Here is a 19,108-nt window from a genome sequence, read left to right as displayed (position 1 = left end):
GGTGCGACCCCTGGGGGACGCACCGCCCGCGTCGTCGTCCAGGCCCGCGACGACCCCCGCACCGGGCCGGCGGGCGCGCACCGCGCACCCGTCAGAGCATCTCCGACGACGTCGCCGCGTCCTCGACGCCGCCGGTCACGACCCGCAGCGGCCGCGGCACGATGCGGGCGCGCGCCCGGCGCGGCAGGTCGGACCGGGGGACCGGCCGCGCGCCGCGGACGGGCAGCCCGGGCGCGGGCCGGCCCACGAACATGCCCTGCGCCCGCCGCACGCCGAGGTCGATGAGCACCTGCAGGTCGCCCGCGGACTCGACGCCCTCGGCCACGACGTCGAGCCCGTGGTGCTCCGCCAGCGCGACGATCGCCCGGACCGGGCCGGCCCCGCGGGGCGTGCGGACCTCCCGCACGAACGACCGGTCGATCTTCAGCACGTCGACGGGCAGCCGCGCGAGCCGCGCCAGCGAGCTGAACCCCGTGCCGAAGTCGTCCAGGGCGATGCGGGCGCCGCGGGCGCGCAGCTCGGACAGCACCGGGACGGCCGTCGTGGTCCGGAGCATCGTGCTCTCCGTGATCTCGACGGTCAGGTGCTCCCAGGGGCCGCCGCCCCAGGCGTCCTCGATGCGCTCGAGGACGTCGGACTCGTGCAGCTCGCGCGCCGACAGGTTGACGGCCACCGGCATCTGGTGGCGGTCGAGCGCGCGCCGCGCCTGGCGGAACATCGCGTGCCCGATCGGGACGATGAGGCCGGTCTGCTCGGCCAGCGCCAGCCAGTGCTCGGGCAGGACGACCTTGTCGCCCTCCTGCCACCGCGCGAGCGCCTCGAGGCCGATGACCTCGAGCGTGCCCGTGTCGACGATCGGCTGGAAGTACGCCGTGATCCGGTCCTCCTCGACGGCCCGCTCGAGCGCGGCGCGCAGCCGGCGCGAGTCCTCCGCGCGGGCGCGCAGCGTCGAGTCGAAGACGCGGTGGCCGCTGCGGGCGCGCTTGGCCTCGAGCATGGCGTCGTCGGCGTGCCGCAGCAGGGCGTCGGCGTCGATGACCTCCTCGGGGTTCCACGTCGCGACGCCGCACGTCAGACGAGGTCCGGCGGGGTTGCCGACGCGCGCGTCGAAGCCGGCGCGCAGGCGCCGGGCCAGGTCGGCGAGCTCGGCGTCCGTCGGTGCGCGGGACACGACGACCGCGAACTCGTCGCCGGCGAGGCGCGCCACGTACGTCTCGGCGTCGCTCCACGTGCGCAGGTAGTCGGCGGTGCGCCGCAGCAGGTCGTCTCCCTGCGCGTGCCCCTGGCGGTCGTTGACGTCCTTGAAGCCGTCGATGTCGCAGTAGATGACCGAGACGCGTGTGCGCTCGACGGCGGCACGCTCGAGCGTGTCGACGAGGTAGCGGTCCGCGGCGCGGCGGTTGGGCAGGCCGGTGAGCGCGTCGGTCTCGGCGGCGCGGGAGAGGCGGTCGGTGAGCGCGTACCGCTCGGCGGCGGTGGCGACGACGACGGCGAGGTCGATGAGGAACGTGCGCTCGTGCGCGGCGAGGCGGGACGCGTCGGCGGGGAACAGCTCCGCGACGAAGCGCTCGCGCTGCAGCGGGCGCAGCGAGCCCTCCACGGTGGGGTCGTCGAGGACGGTCCGGGCGACGTCGCGGGCGTGCTCGAGCAGGGCGTCGGCGTCGCGGCTGAACCACGCCGCGTTGGTGAGGTCCGCGAGCGCGTCCCGCATGAGCTCGCGGCGCTGCGCGGTGAGCTGGGAGCGGCGCAGCCGCACGAGGGCGAGGGACTCGAGGCCGACCGCGAGGGGGATCGGCCACAGGCCGCCGAGCGCGGCGGCGTCGTGCCGGTCGTCGAGGAGGATGCCGCCGGTCAGCAGCACGAGGGAGAGAGAGCCGGCGCCGACGAGCAGCCACCCGAGCCCGGTGATGCGCGACGCGCCGAGCGCGGCGACGACGTACCCGACGCTGACGGCGAGCGCCACGAACAGCAGCGCGACCGCGAGCGCGTGGGGCGTGGAGCCGTCGCCGGCGTCGAGGCCGGGCGCGACGGGCGCGACGACCCACAGGAGGCTGCGCACGGCGAGCAGGGTCGCCGTGACGGCCACCCACGGGCCCAGCCGCGGCCCCGTGCCGCCGAACGCCCGCGTCGCGGGCAGGCACAGCAGGACGACGGCAGCGACGAGCTGCGCGTGCAGGAAGGCGAGGACGCCGCGCCCGAGCGAGCTCGCGGTGACGCCGTGCAGCCCGGCCGTGAGCAGCATGAGCGCCATGGCGGCGGACAGCCACAGGGCCCACGCCGACCCGTCGGGTCGCAGGGAGCCGCGCCACCACACCCAGTGGAGCGCGCAGAAGCCACCCACCAGCCCGGCAGCAAGGAGCTGCAGGACGGTGGTCCACAGCGGTACGTCACCGAGCACGTGGAGTGCATCGGTCGTCCCGGGCACGGTGTTGAACGGCAACCGGGTGACGTCCGTGGTCCGCCGGCCCGGTAAGGTGGCACGGCCACCCCCTTTAAGCCCGTCCCGTGAGGCGGGGAAGGAGCGCACACGCATGAGCACTGGCACACCCGCGCCCGCGTCCGGGCGCACGGACGGCGCCGCGGCGCCGGACCGGGAACCGCACGACGGCACCTCCACCGAGGCGCCCGGCTCGACCGGGGCACCGAGCGCCACCGAGGTGCTGGGCGCGGCGGACATCGGCCGCGCGCTGACCCGCATCGCCCACGAGGTCGTGGAGCGCAACAAGGGCGTCGACGACGTCGTCCTGCTGGGCATCCCGACGCGCGGCCTGCCGCTGGCGGAGCGCCTGGGGGCGCGGCTGGCGCAGGTCGAGGGCCTCGCCGCCGGCGACCTGGTCGGCAGCCTCGACGTGACGATGCACCGCGACGACCTGGCGCGGCAGCCGATCCGGACGATCGGCACGACGCAGGTGCCGGGCGACGGGATCGACGGCAAGGTCGTCGTGCTCGTCGACGACGTCCTGTACTCGGGCCGCACGATCCGCGCGGCGCTCGACGCGATCAGCGACCTGGGCCGCCCGCGGTCGGTGCAGCTGGCGGTCCTCGTCGACCGCGGCCACCGCGAGCTGCCGATCCGGGCGGACTACGTGGGCAAGAACCTGCCGACGGCGGCCTCCGAGCGCGTGCGGGTGCTGCTCGCGGAGACCGACGGCCGCGACGCGGTGCTCATCGAGAGCGCGGAGCGGGGGACCCGATGAGGCACCTGCTCTCGGCGGGCGACCTGACCCGCGACGAGGCCGTCCTCGTGCTCGACACCGCGGCGCAGATGGCCGCGACGCAGGGACGCGAGATCAAGAAGCTCCCGACGCTGCGCGGGCGCACGGTCGTCAACCTCTTCTTCGAGGACTCGACGCGCACCCGCATCTCGTTCGAGACCGCCGCCAAGCGGCTGTCGGCGGACGTCATCAACTTCTCCGCGAAGGGCTCGAGCGTCTCCAAGGGCGAGTCGCTCAAGGACACGGCGCTGACGCTGCAGGCGATGGGCGCCGACGCCGTCGTCGTGCGGCACCCGGCCTCGGGCGCGCCGCACACGCTCGCGCACGCCGGGTGGACGCACGGTGCCGTGGTCAACGCGGGGGACGGCACGCACCAGCACCCCACGCAGGCGCTGCTCGACGCGTTCACGCTGCGGCGCCACCTGGTGGGCGACGGCGGGCGCGCGGACGCGACCGGCCGGGACCTGGCGGGCGCGCACGTGGCGATCGTCGGGGACGTGCTGCACAGCCGCGTCGCGCGCTCGAACGTGCAGCTGCTGCACACGCTCGGCGCACGCGTGACGCTGGTCGCCCCGCCCACGCTCGTGCCGGTGGGCGCGCACGCGTGGACGGCGGACGTGTCCTACGACCTGGACGAGACGCTCGCGACCGGCCCCGACGCCGTCATGATGCTCCGGGTCCAGCGCGAGCGGATGTCGAGCGCGGGCGGCGGGTTCTTCCCGAGCCCGCTGGAGTACACCCGCGCGTACGGGCTCGACGGTCGCCGGCTCGCGGTGCTGCCGGACCACGCGGTGGTCATGCACCCGGGACCGATGAACCGCGGTCTGGAGATCTCGGCGGACGCGGCGGACTCGCCGCGGGCCGTGATCGTCGAGCAGGTGGCCAACGGCGTCGCGGTGCGGATGGCGGTGCTGTACCTGCTGCTCGCGGCGGGCGAGCCCCGCACGGCGGCCGGGACGGGCCGGGACGAGGCGCGCACGGGCGTGCGCACGGACGAGACGAGGGTGCACGCGTGAGCACGACGTACCTGCTGCGGGGCGTGGCGCCCCTGGGTGGCGACCGCACGGACGTGCGGGTGGAGGACGGCGTCGTCGCGGCGCTGGGCGCGGACGCGTCGGCCGACGGCGCGACGGTGGTCGACGGCGACGGGCTGGTGCTCCTGCCCGGGCTGGTCGACCTGCACACGCACCTGCGCGAGCCGGGCCGTGAGGACGCCGAGACGGTGGCGTCCGGGACGCGAGCCGCGGCGGCGGGCGGCTTCACCGCGGTGCACGCGATGGCGAACACCTCGCCGACGCAGGACACCGCGGGCGTCGTCGAGCAGGTGTGGCGCCTGGGCCGCGACGCCGGCTGGGTGGACGTGCGCCCGGTCGGCGCCGTGACGGTCGGCCTGGCGGGGGAGCGCCTCGCGGAGCTGCAGGCGATGGCGCGCTCGGCCGCCGCCGTGCGCGTGTTCTCCGACGACGGGAAGTGCGTGCACGACCCGGTGCTCATGCGCCGCGCGCTCGAGTACGTCAAGGCGTTCGACGGCGTCATCGCGCAGCACGCGCAGGAGCCGCGGCTCACCGAGGGCGCGCAGATGCACGAGGGCGTCGTGTCCGCCGAGCTGGGGCTCGCGGGCTGGCCGGCTGTCGCCGAGGAGGCGATCATCGCCCGCGACGTCCTGCTGGCCGAGCACGTCGGGTCGCGGCTGCACGTGTGCCACCTGTCGACGGCCGGCTCGGTCGAGATCATCCGCTGGGCGAAGGCGCGCGGGATCGCCGTGACCGCGGAGGTCACGCCGCACCACCTGCTCCTCACCGACGAGCTGGTCCGCGGCTACGACCCGCGGTACAAGGTGAACCCGCCGCTGCGCACGGCCGAGGACGTCGAGGCCGTCCGCGCGGGCCTGGAGGACGGCACGATCGACGTGGTGGCCACCGACCACGCGCCGCACACGCGCGAGGACAAGGACTGCGAGTGGGCCGCCGCCGCCTTCGGCATGACGGGGCTGGAGACGGCGCTGCCGGTCGTGCAGGCGACGATGGTCGACACCGGCCGCCTGTCCTGGGCGGACGTGGCGCGGGTGCTGTCGGCCACGCCGGCGCGGATCGGACGCGTGCCGGGCCAGGGACGCCCCGTCGCGGTCGGCGAGCCCGCGAACCTCACGCTCGTGGACCCGGCCGCGCGCCGGACGGTGGTGCCGGAGCGGCAGGCGACCGCGAGCGTGAACTCGCCGTTCGCCGGAACGGAGCTGCCCGGGGCCGTCGTCGCGACGTTCCTGCGCGGCCGCGCCACGGTGCTCGACGGCGTGCTCGTCGACGCGCCGGCGGGGGTGGGCGCCTGATGCCGACCTGGGTCTCCGTGGCCGTCGTCGTCGTCCTGCTCGCGCTGGCCCTGTGGGGCATGCGCGCGGGCTGGCACGCGCGCGGCCGCCGCACCGCCCTGCTCGTCCCCACGCTCCCCGCCGTCCCCGACGAGCTCGGGGACGCCCGCACGGAGCCGGCCGAGGCCGTGTACGTCTCGTCCACCCGCGCCGGCGACTGGCTCGACCGCGTGGTCGCCCACGACCTCGGCGCCCGCAGCGCCGCCGTCGTCCGCGTGCACGACGCGGGCGTGCTCGTGCGCCGCACGGGCGCGCAGGACGTCTGGGTGCCGGCCGGGCGGCTGACGGCCGTCGGCACCAGCCGCGGCCAGGCCGGCAAGTTCGTCGGGCCCGAGGGGCTCGTCGTCCTCACCTGGGTGCCCGACCCCGCCACGGGCACCGCACTCGACACCGCGCTGCGCGTGCGCCACGACGCCGACAAGGAGGCGCTGCTCACCGCCGCGCGCTCGCTCGTCGCGACCGGTGGCGACGACGGCGCCGACCCCGACCGCGCCGTCCCCGACAGCGCGCCCCGACCGCAGGAGGAGCAGGCATGAGCGACGCGATCCTCGTCCTCGAGGACGGCCGCACGTTCACCGGCCGCGCGTACGGCGCGACCGGGCGGACGCTCGGCGAGATCGTCTTCAACACCGGCATGACCGGCTACCAGGAGACGCTCACCGACCCGTCGTACCACCGGCAGGTCGTCGTCATGACGGCGCCGCACATCGGCAACACCGGCGTCAACGACGAGGACCCCGAGTCCCGGCGGATCTGGGTCGCCGGGTTCGTCGTGCGCGACCCCGCCCGGCGCCCGTCGAGCTGGCGCTCGCGCCGCACGCTCGACGACGAGCTCGCCGAGCAGGGCGTCGTCGGCATCAGCGGCATCGACACCCGCGCCCTCACGCGGCACCTGCGGGAGCGCGGCGTCATGCGCGCCGGCGTGTTCTCGGGCGACGCGCTCGTCCGCCCCGACGGCGACCGCCGCCCGGTCGACGAGCTCCTCGACGAGGTGCGCGCGGCGCCGGCGATGGCCGGGGCCGACCTCGCGGGCGAGGTGAGCGTCGACGCCGCCTACGTCGTGCCGGCGCTCGGCCCCGACGGCACGCCGCTGGAGGAGCCCGTCGCCCGCGTCGCGGCGGTCGACCTCGGCATCAAGTCGATGACCCCGCAGCGGCTCGCGGAGCGCGGCGTCGAGGTGCACGTGCTGCCCGCGACGTCGTCGATCTCGCAGGTGCTCGAGCTCGGCCCCGACGGCGTCTTCTTCTCGAACGGCCCCGGCGACCCGTCGGCGGCGCGCCACGAGATCGACCTGCTGCGCGGCGTGCTCGACCGCCGGATCCCGTTCTTCGGCATCTGCTACGGCAACCAGCTGTTCGGCCGCGCCCTCGGCTTCGGCACCTACAAGCTGCAGTACGGCCACCGCGGCGTGAACCAGCCGGTGATGGACCGCACGACCGGCAAGGTCGAGATCACGGCGCACAACCACGGGTTCGCGGTCGACGCGCCGCTGGACGCCGAGACGGTCGCGCCGTTCGACGGCGGCCGCTACGGGCGCGTGCGGGTCTCGCACGTCGACCTCAACGACGACGTCGTCGAGGGCCTCGAGGCGCTCGACCTGCCCGCGTTCTCCGTGCAGTACCACCCCGAGGCGGCGGCCGGCCCCCACGACGCGGCCTACCTGTTCGACCGCTTCGTCGACCTCATGACCCGCCACCCCGACGGCACCGCGGACGACGCGGGCCTCCACGACTCCCAGAAGGGCGCCGCCTGATGCCCCGCCGCGACGACCTGCACAGCGTCCTCGTCATCGGCTCCGGCCCGATCGTCATCGGGCAGGCCGCCGAGTTCGACTACTCCGGGACGCAGGCGTGCCGCGTGCTGAAGGAGGAGGGCCTGCGGGTCGTCCTCGTGAACTCCAACCCGGCCACGATCATGACCGACCCGGAGTTCGCCGACGCCACCTACGTCGAGCCGATCACCACCGAGGTCCTCACCTCGATCATCGCCAAGGAGCGCCCGGACGCGATCCTGCCGACGCTGGGCGGCCAGACGGCCCTCAACGCGGCGATCGCGCTCGACGAGGCCGGCGTGCTCGAGGAGTACGGCGTCGAGCTCATCGGCGCGAACATCCCCGCCATCCAGAAGGGCGAGGACCGCCAGCAGTTCAAGGAGGTCGTCGCGATCGCCGGCGGCGAGTCGGCGCGCTCCTGGATCGTGCACACGGTCGACGAGGCGCTGCAGGCCGCCGAGGACCTCGGCTACCCGATGGTCGTGCGCCCGTCCTTCACCATGGGCGGCCTCGGCTCCGGCCTCGCGTACGACGAGACGGACCTGCGCCGGATCGTCGGGCAGGGCCTGCACTACTCACCGACCACCGAGGTGCTCCTGGAGGAGTCCATCCTCGGCTGGAAGGAGTACGAGCTCGAGCTGATGCGCGACAAGCACGACAACGTCGTGGTCGTCTGCTCGATCGAGAACGTCGACGCGGTCGGCGTGCACACCGGCGACTCGGTGACCGTGGCGCCGGCGCTCACGCTGACCGACCGCGAGTACCAGCGCCTGCGCGACATCGGCATCGCGGTCATCCGCGAGGTGGGCGTCGACACCGGCGGCTGCAACATCCAGTTCGCCGTGCACCCCGACACGGGCCGCGTCGTCGTCATCGAGATGAACCCGCGCGTGTCGCGCTCGTCCGCGCTCGCGTCGAAGGCGACGGGCTTCCCGATCGCCAAGATCGCCGCCAAGCTCGCGGTGGGCTACACGCTCGACGAGATCCCGAACGACATCACGGGCTCGACGCCCGCGTCGTTCGAGCCCACGCTCGACTACGTCGTGGTGAAGGTCCCGCGGTTCGCGTTCGAGAAGTTCCCCGCCGCGGACGACACGCTGACGACGACCATGAAGTCGGTCGGCGAGGCGATGGCGATGGGCCGCAACTTCACCGAGGCGCTCGGCAAGGCCATGCGCTCGATCGACAAGAAGGGCTCGACGTTCCACTGGGACGGCGAGCCCGCGCAGGGCGAGGAGCTCGACCGGCTCGTCGCGTCGATCTCGCGGCCCACCGAGGGCCGGCTCATCGACGTGCAGCAGGTCCTGCGCGCCGGCGTCGCGGTCGACGAGGTCTACGCCCGCACCGGCATCGACCCGTGGTTCCTCGACCAGGTCCAGCTCGTCAACGAGGTGGCTGCCGAGACGGCCGCGGCCCCCGCGCTCACGCGCGAGGTGCTCGCGCACGCCAAGCGGCACGGCCTGTCGGACCCGCAGATCGCGAACCTGCGGCAGACCAGCGAGGACGCCGTGCGCCGCACGCGCTGGGCGCTCGGCGTGCGGCCCGTCTACAAGACGGTCGACACGTGCGCCGCGGAGTTCGCGGCCCGCACGCCGTACCACTACTCGTCCTACGACGAGGAGACGGAGGTCGCGCCGCGCGAGCGCCCCGCGATCCTCATCCTCGGCTCGGGGCCGAACCGGATCGGGCAGGGCATCGAGTTCGACTACTCGTGCGTGCACGCCGCGCTCGCGCTCAAGGGCGAGTTCGAGACCGTCATGGTCAACTGCAACCCCGAGACGGTGTCGACCGACTACGACACGTCGGACCGCCTCTACTTCGAGCCGCTGACGTTCGAGGACGTGCTCGAGGTCTACGAGGCCGAGCTCGCCGCCGGCCCCGTCGCGGGCCTCATCGTCACGCTCGGCGGGCAGACGCCGCTGGCGTTGGCGCAGCGCCTCGCCGACGCGGGCCTGCCCATCCTCGGCACGCCGCCCGCGGCGATCGACGCCGCCGAGGACCGCGGCGAGTTCGGCCGGGTGCTCGAGGCGGCCGGCCTGCCCGCACCGGCGTTCGGCACCGCGACGACGCTCGACGGCGCGCGCGAGACGGCGCGCCGCATCGGCTTCCCGGTGCTCGTGCGTCCCTCGTACGTGCTGGGCGGGCGCGGCATGGAGATCGTCTACGACGAGCCCCAGCTCACCGAGTACGTCGAGCGCGCGCTGGCCGACGCGGCGGGCACCCGCGCGTCGCTCCCGCCGCTGCTCATCGACCGGTTCCTCGACGACGCGATCGAGATCGACGTCGACGCGATCTACGACGGCACCGAGCTGTACCTCGGCGGCGTCATGGAGCACATCGAGGAGGCCGGCATCCACTCCGGCGACTCGGCGTGCGCCCTGCCGCCCATCACGCTCTCGGCGGCGGAGCTCCAGCGCATCCGCACCTCGACCGAGGGGATCGCGCGGGGCGTCGGCGTGCGCGGCCTGCTCAACATCCAGTTCGCGCTCGTCTCCGACGTGCTCTACGTGCTCGAGGCGAACCCGCGCGCGTCCCGCACGGCGCCGTTCGTGTCGAAGGCGACGGGCGTCTCGCTCGCGAAGGCGGCGGCGCTGGTCATGGCCGGCCGCTCCGTGGCGCAGCTGCGGGCCGAGGGCGTCCTGCCCGAGGTGGACGCCGGCACGCTCGACCTCGACGCGCCGATCGCCGTCAAGGAGGCCGTGCTGCCCTTCAAGCGGTTCCGCACGGCCGACGGCACGGTCGTCGACACCGTCCTCGGCCCGGAGATGCGCTCGACGGGCGAGGTCATGGGCTTCGACGTCGACTTCCCGACCGCGTTCGCGAAGTCGCAGGAGGCGTCGTTCGGCGGCCTGCCGCAGGCCGGCACGGTGTTCATCTCCGTCGCCGACCGCGACAAGCGCTCGATCGTCTTCCCGGTCAAGCGGCTCGTCGAGCTCGGCTTCGAGGTCCTCGCGACCGAGGGCACGGCCGCCGTGCTGCGCCGCTCGGGCATCGCGTCGCGCGTCGTGCGCAAGCACTCGGCGCGCCGCGGCCCGGCCGGGGAGCCGACGATCGTCGACCTCATCACCGCCGGCGAGGTCGACATGGTGGTGAACACGCCGTCCGGGCAGGGCGCGCGCGCCGACGGCTACGAGATCCGGGCGGCCACCACGGCCGCCGACAAGGCCATCGTCACGACCGTCCAGCAGCTCGGCGCGGCCGTGCAGGCCATCGACGCGGCCCGCAGCGGGCCGTTCCGGGTGACCAGCTTGCAGGAGCACGCCGCCGCGGCGGCGGAGCGGCGCGCGGCCGTCGCCGGCACGCCGGTCGCCGTGCCGGCGGGCGCCGGGGGAGCGGCGTGACCGGTCCGGCCGGCGGCGCGGCGACGCCCTTCGGGGCGCGCCTCGCCGCCGCCGCGGACGACCACGGGCCGCTCTGCGTCGGGATCGACCCGCACGCGACCCTCCTCGCGGACTGGGGCCTGACGGACGACGTGGCGGGCCTGCGCACGTTCGCGCACACCGTCCTCGAGGCGGTCGCGGGGCGCGTCGCCGCGGTCAAGCCGCAGGCGGCGTTCTTCGAGCGCCACGGGTCCGCGGGCCTCGCCGTGCTCGAGGAGGTCGTCGCCGCAGGCCGCGAGACCGGGACGCTCGTCGTCGTCGACGCCAAGCGCGGCGACATCGGCTCCACGATGGGCGCGTACGCCGACGCGTTCCTGCGCGACGGCTCGCCGCTCGCCGGCGACGCCCTCACCGTGTCGCCGTACCTCGGCTTCGGCTCGCTCGACCCGGCGGTCGACCTCGCCCTCGCGACCGGCCGCGGCCTGTTCGTGCTGTGCCTGACCTCCAACAAGGAGGGGCACGAGGTGCAGCACGCGCGCACCGAGGACGGACCGACGGTCGCCGCCCTCGTGGCGGCGCGCGCCGCCGCGCTGAACGCGGGGGAGCGCCCGCTGGGCTCCGTCGGCCTCGTCGTGGGCGCGACCGTGGGCGACGCGGCCGCCCGTGCGGGCGTCGACCTCGAGCGCGTGAACGGGCCCCTGCTCGCGCCGGGCGTCGGCGCGCAGGGCGCGGGCCCCGCCGAGCTCGCCCGCGTGTTCGGCGGGGCGCGGCGCCAGGTCCTCGCGTCGTCGTCCCGGGGCGTCCTCGCCGCGGGGCCGGACGTGGCGAGCCTGCGGGCGGCCGCCCGGCGCGCCGCCGACGAGGCCGCGGCGGCCCTGCGCTGACGTCTCCAGGTCGTCCGTCCTGACCGTCATCGCAGGTCGGGGCGCGACACGCACGTCGCGCCGCGTTGCCGTCACGCGAGCGCGTCGCTAGGTTCGAACCCACCGATCCCACGCCCCGGCGCGCGGATCCCGGCCCAGTGACGAGAAGGTGACGCGCGTGGCTCTCCCCCCGCTGACTCCCGAACAACGAGCCGCCGCGCTCGAGAAGGCCGCCGCGGCGCGGCAGGCACGTGCCGAGGTCAAGAACCGCCTGAAGTACTCCCAGGGGTCCCTGTCCGAGGTCATCGAGCAGGGGCAGAAGGACGAGACGATCGGCAAGCTCAAGGTCGCCGCGCTCCTCGAGTCCCTGCCCGGCGTCGGCAAGGTCAAGGCCCGCGCGATCATGTCCGAGATCGGCATCTCGGAGACGCGTCGCGTCCGCGGCCTGGGCCCGCACCAGGTCAAGGCGCTCGTCGACCGCTTCGGCTGAGCCGTCCACCGCTGTCCGGCGCCCGCCCCGTGAGGGACGGGCGCCGCGGTGCGCCCGCCTCGGGTCCGCCGCACCACCGCACGAGAGGCACCACGCACCCCATGACGACGCAGCCGGCACGGCTGACCGTGCTCGCCGGACCGACCGCCGTGGGGAAGGGCACCGTCTCGGCGGACATCCGCGCCCGGTACCCGCAGGTGTGGCTCTCGGTGTCGATGACGACGCGCGAGCCGCGCCCCGGGGAGGTCGACGGCGTGCACTACCACTTCGTCTCCGCCGCGCGGTTCGAGGAGATGGTGGAGCGGGGCGAGCTCCTCGAGTGGGCGGTCGTGCACGGCCGCAACCGGTACGGCACGCCGCGCGGACCCGTCGAGGAGCGGCTCGCCGCGGGGGAGCCCGCGCTGCTGGAGATCGACCTGCAGGGCGCGCGCCAGGTCCGGGCGTCCATGCCCGACGCACGGTTCGTGTTCCTCGCGCCTCCGTCCTGGGACGAGCTGGTCCGCCGGCTGGTCGGACGCGGGACCGAGGACGAGGAGGAGCGGGAGCGCCGCCTCGCGACGGCGCGCGTCGAGCTCGCCGCCGAGCCGGAGTTCGACCACGTCGTCGTGAACGACGACGTGCACCGCGCGACGGACGAGCTCGTGCGGCTCATGGGGCTCGCCGCCCGGTGACGCCGCCCGCCGGCCCGTCGTGGCCGGCGTCGTCGTCGGCGCCGCCGTGACCGGCGACGTCGTGGTCGTCACCGCACCCGACCGGGTACCATGGTCCGCGTCTGTGCCCGCCCGCCCGGCCCCGTGCCGCCGCGGACGCACGGCGGGCCCCGGCCCGGCCGTCGGCGCAGCAGCCAGCACCCTCCTAGGACGGGAGTCCTCCGTGTCCGGAACCGTCGCCGCCCCCACGGGCATCACCGACCCGCCGATCGACCGCCTCCTCGAGCGCGCCGACTCGAAGTACGCGCTCGTGCTCTTCTCCGCGAAGCGCGCGCGCCAGATCAACGCCTACTACGCGCAGCTCAACGAGGGCCTGCTCGAGTACGTCGGGCCGCTCGTCGAGACGCGCCCGCAGGAGAAGCCGCTGTCGATCGCCATGCGCGAGATCGACGAGGGCCTCCTGACGGCCGAGCCGACGAACGAGGCCTGACCGGCCGCCGTGCGCATCGTCCTCGGCGTCGCGGGCGGGATCGCCGCCTACAAGGCGGTCCTGCTCCTGCGGCTGCTGCGCGAGCAGGGCCACGAGGTGCGGGTCGTGCCGACCCGCGCCTCGCTCGAGTTCGTCGGCCGCGCCACGTGGGAGGCCCTGTCGGGCCAGCCCGTGACGACCGAGGTGTTCGAGAGCGTGGACCGTGTCGCCCACGTCGCGATCGGCAAGGACGCCGAGCTGGTCGTCGTCGCACCCGCGACCGCCGACCTGCTCGCCCGTGCCGCCGCCGGCCGCGCGGACGACCTGCTGACGGCGACGCTGCTCGTCGCCCGCTGCCCGGTGCTGCTCGCCCCCGCGATGCACACGGAGATGTGGGAGCACCCCGCCACGGTCGCGAACGTCGCGACGCTGCGGGCCCGGGGCGTGCACGTGCTCGAGCCCGACGCCGGGCGGCTCACCGGCGCGGACACCGGACCCGGGCGCCTGCCGGAGCCCGACGCGATCGCCGCCGCCGCGCTGGCCCTCGTCGCCGGCGGCCCCCCGCGCGACCTGGACGGCGTGCGCGTCGTCGTGTCCGCCGGCGGCACCCGCGAGCCGCTCGACCCCGTCCGCTTCCTCGGCAACCGGTCGTCGGGCCGCCAGGGCGTCGCCCTCGCGCGGGCCGCGGCGGACCGGGGCGCGCACGTCACGCTCGTCGCGGCGAACGTCGCGCCCGACGTGGTCGCGGGCGCCGGACGCGGTGCGGGAGCGCCCGTGGAGGTCGTGCCCGTCGAGACGGGGCAGGAGCTGCGGGACGCCGTGCGCGCCGCGGCCAAGGACGCCGACGTCGTCGTCATGGCGGCGGCCGTCGCGGACTACCGGCCGGAGGTCGTCGCCGACGCCAAGCTGAAGAAGACCGGCGAGCCGCCGGTGCTGCGGCTCGTCGAGACGGTCGACGTGCTGCGCGAGCTCGTCACGGACCCGCCGCGCGCGGGGCAGACGGTGGTCGGGTTCGCCGCCGAGACGGGCGACGCGAGCGGGACCGTGCTGGAGCACGGGCGCGCGAAGGCCCGGCGCAAGGGCGCCGACCTGCTCGTGGTCAACCCCGTCGGCGACGGCCGCGCGTTCGGCACCGCGACGAACGAGGTCACGGTGCTCGACGCGGCCGGCGAGCTCGTCGCGACCGCCACGGGCCCCAAGGAGGACGTGGCGCACGCCGTCTGGGACGCCGTCCGCGCGCACCTGGACGCGCGCACGGACGGCCCTCCGCCCGCCGGTACGCTGCGGGCATGACGTCTGCGCCTCTCCGCCTGTTCACCTCGGAGTCGGTCACGGAGGGCCACCCCGACAAGATCTGCGATCAGATCTCGGACGCCATCCTCGACGCCATCCTCGAGCAGGACCCCACGGCGCGCGTCGCCGTCGAGACCATGGTCACGACCGGTCTCGTGCACGTCGCCGGCGAGGTGACGACGAGCGCGTACGTCGAGATCCCGCAGATCGTGCGCGAGGTGGTGCGCGGCATCGGGTACACGTCGTCGCACATCGGGTTCGACGGCGACTCGTGCGGCGTCTCGGTGTCGATCGGCCAGCAGTCGCCCGACATCGCCGCCGGCGTCGACAAGGCGATCGAGGTGCGCGAGGACGCGGGCGACATGGACCCGCTCGACCTGCAGGGCGCCGGCGACCAGGGCCTCATGTTCGGGTACGCCAGCGACGAGACGCCCTCGCTCCTGCCCCTGCCGATCTGGCTCGCGCACCGCCTCGCGGAGCAGCTCGCCGCCGTGCGCAAGGACGGCTCGCTGCCGGGGCTGCGCCCCGACGGCAAGACGCAGGTCACCGTCGGCTACGAGGGCGACCGCCCCGTCGCGCTCGACACCGTCGTCCTGTCGACGCAGCACGAGCCCGACGTGCTCGAGCAGACGCTGGCGCGCGACGTCGCCGAGCTCGTCGTGCGGCCGGTCCTCGAGGGAGTCGAGCTCGACGTCTCGGCGCACCGCCTGCTCGTCAACCCGACGGGCCAGTTCGTCGTCGGCGGTCCGCAGGGCGACGCGGGCCTCACCGGCCGCAAGATCATCGTCGACACGTACGGCGGCATGGCGCGCCACGGCGGCGGCGCGTTCTCCGGCAAGGACCCGTCGAAGGTCGACCGCTCCGCGGCGTACGCGATGCGCTGGGTCGCCAAGAACGTCGTCGCCGCGGGTCTCGCGCGCCGCTGCGAGGTGCAGGTCGCGTACGCGATCGGCAAGGCGCACCCGGTGGGCCTGTACGTCGAGACGTTCGGCACGGGCACGGTCCCCGTCGAGCGCCTGACCGCGGCGATCCGCGAGGTCTTCGACCTGCGCCCGGCGGCGATCATCCGCGACCTGGACCTGCTGCGCCCGGTGTACCGGCGCACGGCCGCGTACGGCCACTTCGGCCGCGAGCTGCCCGAGTTCACGTGGGAGCGCACGGACCGCACCGCCGACCTGCTGTCGGCGGTCGGCTGACGCCCGCGCCCGTCCGTCGGCCGGCGTCCACAGGGCGACGGCCGGCGACGCCGGGAGGCGAGCCGGCCGTGGTGGGATGGCGCACGTGAGCGCACCGACCGAGCCCGAGCAGCCGACGCTCGCCGGTCTCGCCGTGCCCGCGCCGCGCCGCCGCCCGCGCACGCCGCCGTCCCTCACGCCGGCGGCCTCGCTGCCGGTGGCACGCGTGTGCGTCGACCTGGCGCCGCCGCACCTGGACCGCACGTTCGAGTACCTCGTGCCCGAGTCGCTCGACGCGACGGCGCGTCCCGGCGTGCGCGTCAAGGTGCGGTTCGCCGGTCAGGACGTCGACGGCTGGCTCCTCGAGCGCGTGGCCGACGCCGAGCACACGGGACGACTGCTGCCGCTGCGCCGCGTCGTGTCGTCCGAGCCCGTGCTCACGCCCGCCGTCGCCCGCCTCGCGCGTGCCGTCGCCGACCGGTGGGCGGGGACGCTCGCCGACGTGCTGCGGCTCGCGATCCCGCCCCGGCACGCCCGCGTGGAGGGGGAGCGCAGGACCGAGGTGACGACGCCGGGAGGGACGACCGCCGGGCACGAGGCTCCTGCGCCGGGCGACGCCGACGTGATCGGGTCGGGCGACCCGATCGGGTCCGCCGACGGGCCGCCGTCCGGCACCGTCGCGCCGGCCGCCCCCGAGCCCACCGCGTGGGCCCCGTACCGCGGCGGGCCGGCGTTCTGCCGGCACGTCACGGCGGGCGGCGCCCCGCGTGCCGTGTGGTCCGCGCTGACCGCCGTGGGGGAGCACCGGTGGGCCGCCGCGGTGGCGCAGGCGGTGGCGGCGTCCCTCGCGGGCGGACGCGGCGCGCTCGTCGTGCTGCCGGACGCCCGCGACGTGGACCGCGTGTGCGCGGCGCTGGCCGAGGCGGGACTGGCGGGCGTCGCCGACGGCGGCCCGGTGGCGCGCCTCGTGGCGGATGACGGGCCGGCGGCCCGCTACCGCGCGTTCCTCGCGGCGCTCCGCGGCACGGCGCGGGTCGTGGTCGGCACGCGGGCATCGGCGTTCGCCCCCGTCGCCGACCTCGGGCTCGCGGTGGTGTGGGACGACGGCGACGGGCAGCACGCCGAGCCGCGCGCGCCCTACCCGCACGTGCGCGAGGTGCTCGCGCTGCGGTCCGAGCTCGAGGGCTGCGCGCTGCTCGTCGGGGCGCACGGCCGCACGGTCGAGGCGCAGCACCTCGTCGAGACGGGCTGGGCGCGCGAGGTCGCGGCCGAGCGCGCGGTGGTCCGCGGGTCGACCCCGCGGGTGCGGGCGCTGACGTCGGTCGAGCTCGCCCGCGAGGGCCCCGCCGCGGCCGCCCGGCTGCCCGGCCCGGCGTGGCGCGCCATGAAGGACGCGCTCGCCGCGGGACCCGTGCTCGTGCAGACGCCGCGCGCGGGGTACGTGCCCGTGCTGGCGTGCGGGCGCTGCCGCGCGAGCGCGCGCTGCACCGCGTGCCACGGCCCGCTCGGCCTGACGCGGGGGTCGACGACGCCGTCGTGCGGCTGGTGCGGACGCCTGGCGACGGGCTGGCGGTGCGGCGAGTGCGACGCCACCGCGCTCCGCTCGGTGCGCGTGGGGTCGGAGCGGACCGCGGAGGAGCTGGGGCGCGCGTTCCCCGGCGCCACCGTCCGGGTCTCGGGCGCGCGCGCCGCCGGCGGCGTCCTGGCGAGCGTCCCCGACCGTCCCGCGCTCGTCGTGGCGACGCCGGGCGCGGAACCCGACGCGCCGTCCGGGTACGCGGCCGCCGTCCTGCTCGACGCCGCCGTGGCCAGCGCGGGCAGCCGGCTGGGTGCCGAGCCGGACGCGCTGCGGCGGTGGCTCGCCGCCGCGGCGCTGGTGCGTCCCGCGGCCGAGGGCGGGCAGGTGCTGCTCGTCGGCGACGGGCTCGTGCGGCCGACGCAGGCGCTCGTCCGGTGGGACCCGGCGGGCCTGGCCTCGCGCGAGCTCGCCGAGCGGGCGGAGCTGCGGCTGCCGCCCGCGGTGCGGGTCGCCGCGGTGACGGGCGCCCGTGACGCGGTCGGCGCGGTGCTCGCGCGCGTCGACGTGCCGGACCTCGAGGTCCTCGGCCCCGTGCCGGTCGACGCCGTCGACGGGAGCCCGACGCTCGACCCCGAGGTCCGCGCCCTGCTGCGCGTGCCGGTGCCTGCGGGGCGCGCACTCGCGCACGCCGTCGCCGCGTCCGTCGCCGTCCGCAGCGCGCGGCGCGAGGGCGGCGCCGTCCGCGTCGAGGTGGACCCGGCGGACGTCGGCTGACCCCCGGCGCCCGGACCGTCGGGCACGGGCCGCGGGCACGGCACGCGGGCACGGTGCCCCGGCGCGGCCGGACGCGACCCCGCCGCGGGCCGGCCGCCGGGCGGCACCTAGGATCGGGCCCATGCGTCTGCTGTTCGCCGGGAGCCCGGCGCCCGCCGTGCCGTCCCTCGAGGCCCTGCTCGCGTCCCGGCACGAGGTGGTCGCGGTGCTCTCGCGCCCGGACGCCCGCGTGGGCCGCGGCCGCACGCTCACGCCGTCGCCGGTGGCCGCGGCGGCGCGCGCGCACGGCATCCCCGTGCTCACCCCGCGCACCCTGCGCGACGACGCGGCGCGCGCCGAGATCGCCGCGCTCGACGTCGACGCGGCGCCGGTCGTGGCGTACGGCGTGCTCGTGCCGCCGGACCTGCTCGCGGTGCCGCGGCACGGCTGGGTGAACCTGCACTTCTCGGTGCTGCCGGCGTGGCGCGGCGCCGCGCCGGTGCAGCACGCCCTCATGGCGGGCGACGAGGTGACCGGTGCGTCGACGTTCCGGCTCGAGGAGGGCCTCGACACCGGCCCGGTGTTCGGGACGCTCACCGAGGTGGTCCGCCCGCGGGACACGTCCGGCGACCTGCTCGACCGGCTCGCCGTCGCGGGCGCCGAGCTGCTCGTGCGCACGCTCGACGGCATCGAGGACGGCGCGCTGGCGCCCGTGCCGCAGCCCGCGGACGGGGTCAGCCACGCCCCGAAGCTCGGCCCCGAGGACGCGCGGGTCCGCTGGTGGCACCCGGCGCACGTCGTCGACCGGCGCGTCCGCGGGTGCACGCCCGCGCCCGGCGCCTGGACCACGCTGCCCGACGGGGCGCGCCTCGGCCTCGGTCCCGTCGTCCCGGTGCCCGACGTCACCGACCTGGCGCCCGGCGAGCTGCGCGCGACGAAGCAGGAGGTCCTCGTGGGCACGGGGTCCGGCGCGGTGCGGCTCGGCGAGGTCGTCCCGACCGGCCGGCGGCCGATGACGGCGGCCGACTGGGCGCGCGGCGCCCGGCCCGCAGCCGGCACGGTGCTCGGCGTCGACGGCCGCGCGCCGTCGGGCGCGAGCGCCGGCGCCGTCGCGGGGGAGGCGTCGTGAGCGCCGACGGACGCGGCCGCCGCACGGGCGGTCCCGGCGGCGAGCGCGGCGGCGACCCCGCGCGCGACGGCCGGCGCGACGCGCGCGGGCGCCAGC

The 19,108-nt window shown here is 76.4% G+C and carries 15 protein-coding genes; 14 read left to right on the top strand and 1 reads right to left on the bottom strand.

Annotated features, from left to right (window positions below; genetic code table 11):
* Positions 1-91: 91 nt before the first annotated feature.
* Entirely contained in the window at positions 92-2,398 is a 2,307-nt protein-coding gene (locus tag ACFUMH_RS12935; protein ID WP_378205926.1) for a putative bifunctional diguanylate cyclase/phosphodiesterase, read from the bottom strand.
* Positions 2,399-2,531: 133 nt separating this feature from the next.
* On the opposite strand from ACFUMH_RS12935, the gene pyrR reads away from it, so the two are divergent.
* The 14 genes from pyrR to fmt all read left to right on the top strand — a co-directional run bounded on the left by pyrR (position 2,532) and on the right by fmt (position 19,012).
* A complete protein-coding gene (gene pyrR / locus ACFUMH_RS12930) occupies positions 2,532-3,197 on the top strand; it encodes a bifunctional pyr operon transcriptional regulator/uracil phosphoribosyltransferase PyrR (protein ID WP_378205922.1) in 666 nt (221 codons plus the stop codon).
* Positions 3,194-4,231 (top strand): aspartate carbamoyltransferase catalytic subunit, encoded by a 1,038-nt coding sequence (locus ACFUMH_RS12925; protein WP_378205918.1) that lies wholly within the window; start codon positions 3,194-3,196, stop codon positions 4,229-4,231. The genes pyrR and ACFUMH_RS12925 overlap by 4 nt, the downstream gene beginning before the upstream one ends.
* The gene (locus ACFUMH_RS12920; RefSeq protein WP_378205915.1) at positions 4,228-5,541 is read left to right on the top strand and encodes a dihydroorotase; all 1,314 of its coding nucleotides are present in this window, start codon (positions 4,228-4,230) and stop codon (positions 5,539-5,541) included. Before ACFUMH_RS12925 ends, ACFUMH_RS12920 begins: the two co-directional genes overlap by 4 nt.
* Positions 5,541-6,116: a hypothetical protein gene (locus ACFUMH_RS12915; RefSeq protein ID WP_378205912.1), complete on the top strand. Its 576-nt coding sequence runs from the start codon at positions 5,541-5,543 to the stop codon at positions 6,114-6,116. The genes ACFUMH_RS12920 and ACFUMH_RS12915 overlap by 1 nt, the downstream gene beginning before the upstream one ends.
* On the top strand, positions 6,113-7,333 hold the full coding sequence (carA, locus tag ACFUMH_RS12910; RefSeq protein ID WP_378205909.1) for a glutamine-hydrolyzing carbamoyl-phosphate synthase small subunit: 1,221 nt from the start codon (positions 6,113-6,115) through the stop codon (positions 7,331-7,333). The genes ACFUMH_RS12915 and carA overlap by 4 nt, the downstream gene beginning before the upstream one ends.
* Entirely contained in the window at positions 7,333-10,692 is a 3,360-nt protein-coding gene (carB, locus tag ACFUMH_RS12905) for a carbamoyl-phosphate synthase large subunit (RefSeq protein WP_378205906.1), read from the top strand. Before carA ends, carB begins: the two co-directional genes overlap by 1 nt.
* Positions 10,689-11,555: an orotidine-5'-phosphate decarboxylase gene (gene pyrF / locus ACFUMH_RS12900; protein WP_378205903.1), complete on the top strand. Its 867-nt coding sequence runs from the start codon at positions 10,689-10,691 to the stop codon at positions 11,553-11,555. The genes carB and pyrF overlap by 4 nt, the downstream gene beginning before the upstream one ends.
* Before the next feature lie 157 nt (positions 11,556-11,712).
* Entirely contained in the window at positions 11,713-12,024 is a 312-nt protein-coding gene (gene mihF, locus ACFUMH_RS12895; protein WP_136520018.1) for an integration host factor, actinobacterial type, read from the top strand.
* Between the two features lie 101 nt (positions 12,025-12,125).
* The gene (gene gmk / locus ACFUMH_RS12890; protein ID WP_378205899.1) at positions 12,126-12,695 is read left to right on the top strand and encodes a guanylate kinase; all 570 of its coding nucleotides are present in this window, start codon (positions 12,126-12,128) and stop codon (positions 12,693-12,695) included.
* Positions 12,696-12,897: 202 nt separating this feature from the next.
* Positions 12,898-13,164, top strand: a complete 267-nt coding sequence (rpoZ, locus tag ACFUMH_RS12885) for a DNA-directed RNA polymerase subunit omega (protein ID WP_378205896.1) — start codon at positions 12,898-12,900, stop codon at positions 13,162-13,164.
* Positions 13,165-13,173: 9 nt separating this feature from the next.
* Positions 13,174-14,436, top strand: a complete 1,263-nt coding sequence (gene coaBC / locus ACFUMH_RS12880; protein ID WP_378205893.1) for a bifunctional phosphopantothenoylcysteine decarboxylase/phosphopantothenate--cysteine ligase CoaBC — start codon at positions 13,174-13,176, stop codon at positions 14,434-14,436.
* Entirely contained in the window at positions 14,433-15,632 is a 1,200-nt protein-coding gene (metK, locus tag ACFUMH_RS12875; RefSeq protein WP_378205890.1) for a methionine adenosyltransferase, read from the top strand. The genes coaBC and metK overlap by 4 nt, the downstream gene beginning before the upstream one ends.
* An 85-nt stretch (positions 15,633-15,717) precedes the next feature.
* A complete protein-coding gene (locus ACFUMH_RS12870; RefSeq protein ID WP_378205887.1) occupies positions 15,718-17,904 on the top strand; it encodes a primosomal protein N' in 2,187 nt (728 codons plus the stop codon).
* 121 nt (positions 17,905-18,025) lie between these two features.
* Positions 18,026-19,012 (top strand): methionyl-tRNA formyltransferase, encoded by a 987-nt coding sequence (fmt, locus tag ACFUMH_RS12865; RefSeq protein ID WP_378205884.1) that lies wholly within the window; start codon positions 18,026-18,028, stop codon positions 19,010-19,012.
* Positions 19,013-19,108: the final 96 nt, after the last annotated feature.

This window comes from Cellulomonas sp. NPDC057328 (assembly GCF_042667215.1).
Taxonomy (GTDB): domain Bacteria; phylum Actinomycetota; class Actinomycetes; order Actinomycetales; family Cellulomonadaceae; genus Cellulomonas.
This window is presented reverse-complemented; position numbering and strand designations above follow the sequence as displayed.

Bases quoted from the DNA above. Each gene is read 5' to 3' on its own strand.
- carA (WP_378205909.1), top strand. From the start codon at position 6,113: ATGAGCGACGCGATCCTCGTCCTCGAGGACGGCCGCACGTTCACCGGC.
- pyrR (WP_378205922.1), top strand. From the start codon at position 2,532: ATGAGCACTGGCACACCCGCGCCCGCGTCCGGGCGCACGGACGGCGCC.
- ACFUMH_RS12915 (WP_378205912.1), top strand. From the start codon at position 5,541: ATGCCGACCTGGGTCTCCGTGGCCGTCGTCGTCGTCCTGCTCGCGCTG.
- carB (WP_378205906.1), top strand. From the start codon at position 7,333: ATGCCCCGCCGCGACGACCTGCACAGCGTCCTCGTCATCGGCTCCGGC.
- metK (WP_378205890.1), top strand. From the start codon at position 14,433: ATGACGTCTGCGCCTCTCCGCCTGTTCACCTCGGAGTCGGTCACGGAG.
- ACFUMH_RS12925 (WP_378205918.1), top strand. From the start codon at position 3,194: ATGAGGCACCTGCTCTCGGCGGGCGACCTGACCCGCGACGAGGCCGTC.
- gmk (WP_378205899.1), top strand. From the start codon at position 12,126: ATGACGACGCAGCCGGCACGGCTGACCGTGCTCGCCGGACCGACCGCC.
- fmt (WP_378205884.1), top strand. From the start codon at position 18,026: ATGCGTCTGCTGTTCGCCGGGAGCCCGGCGCCCGCCGTGCCGTCCCTC.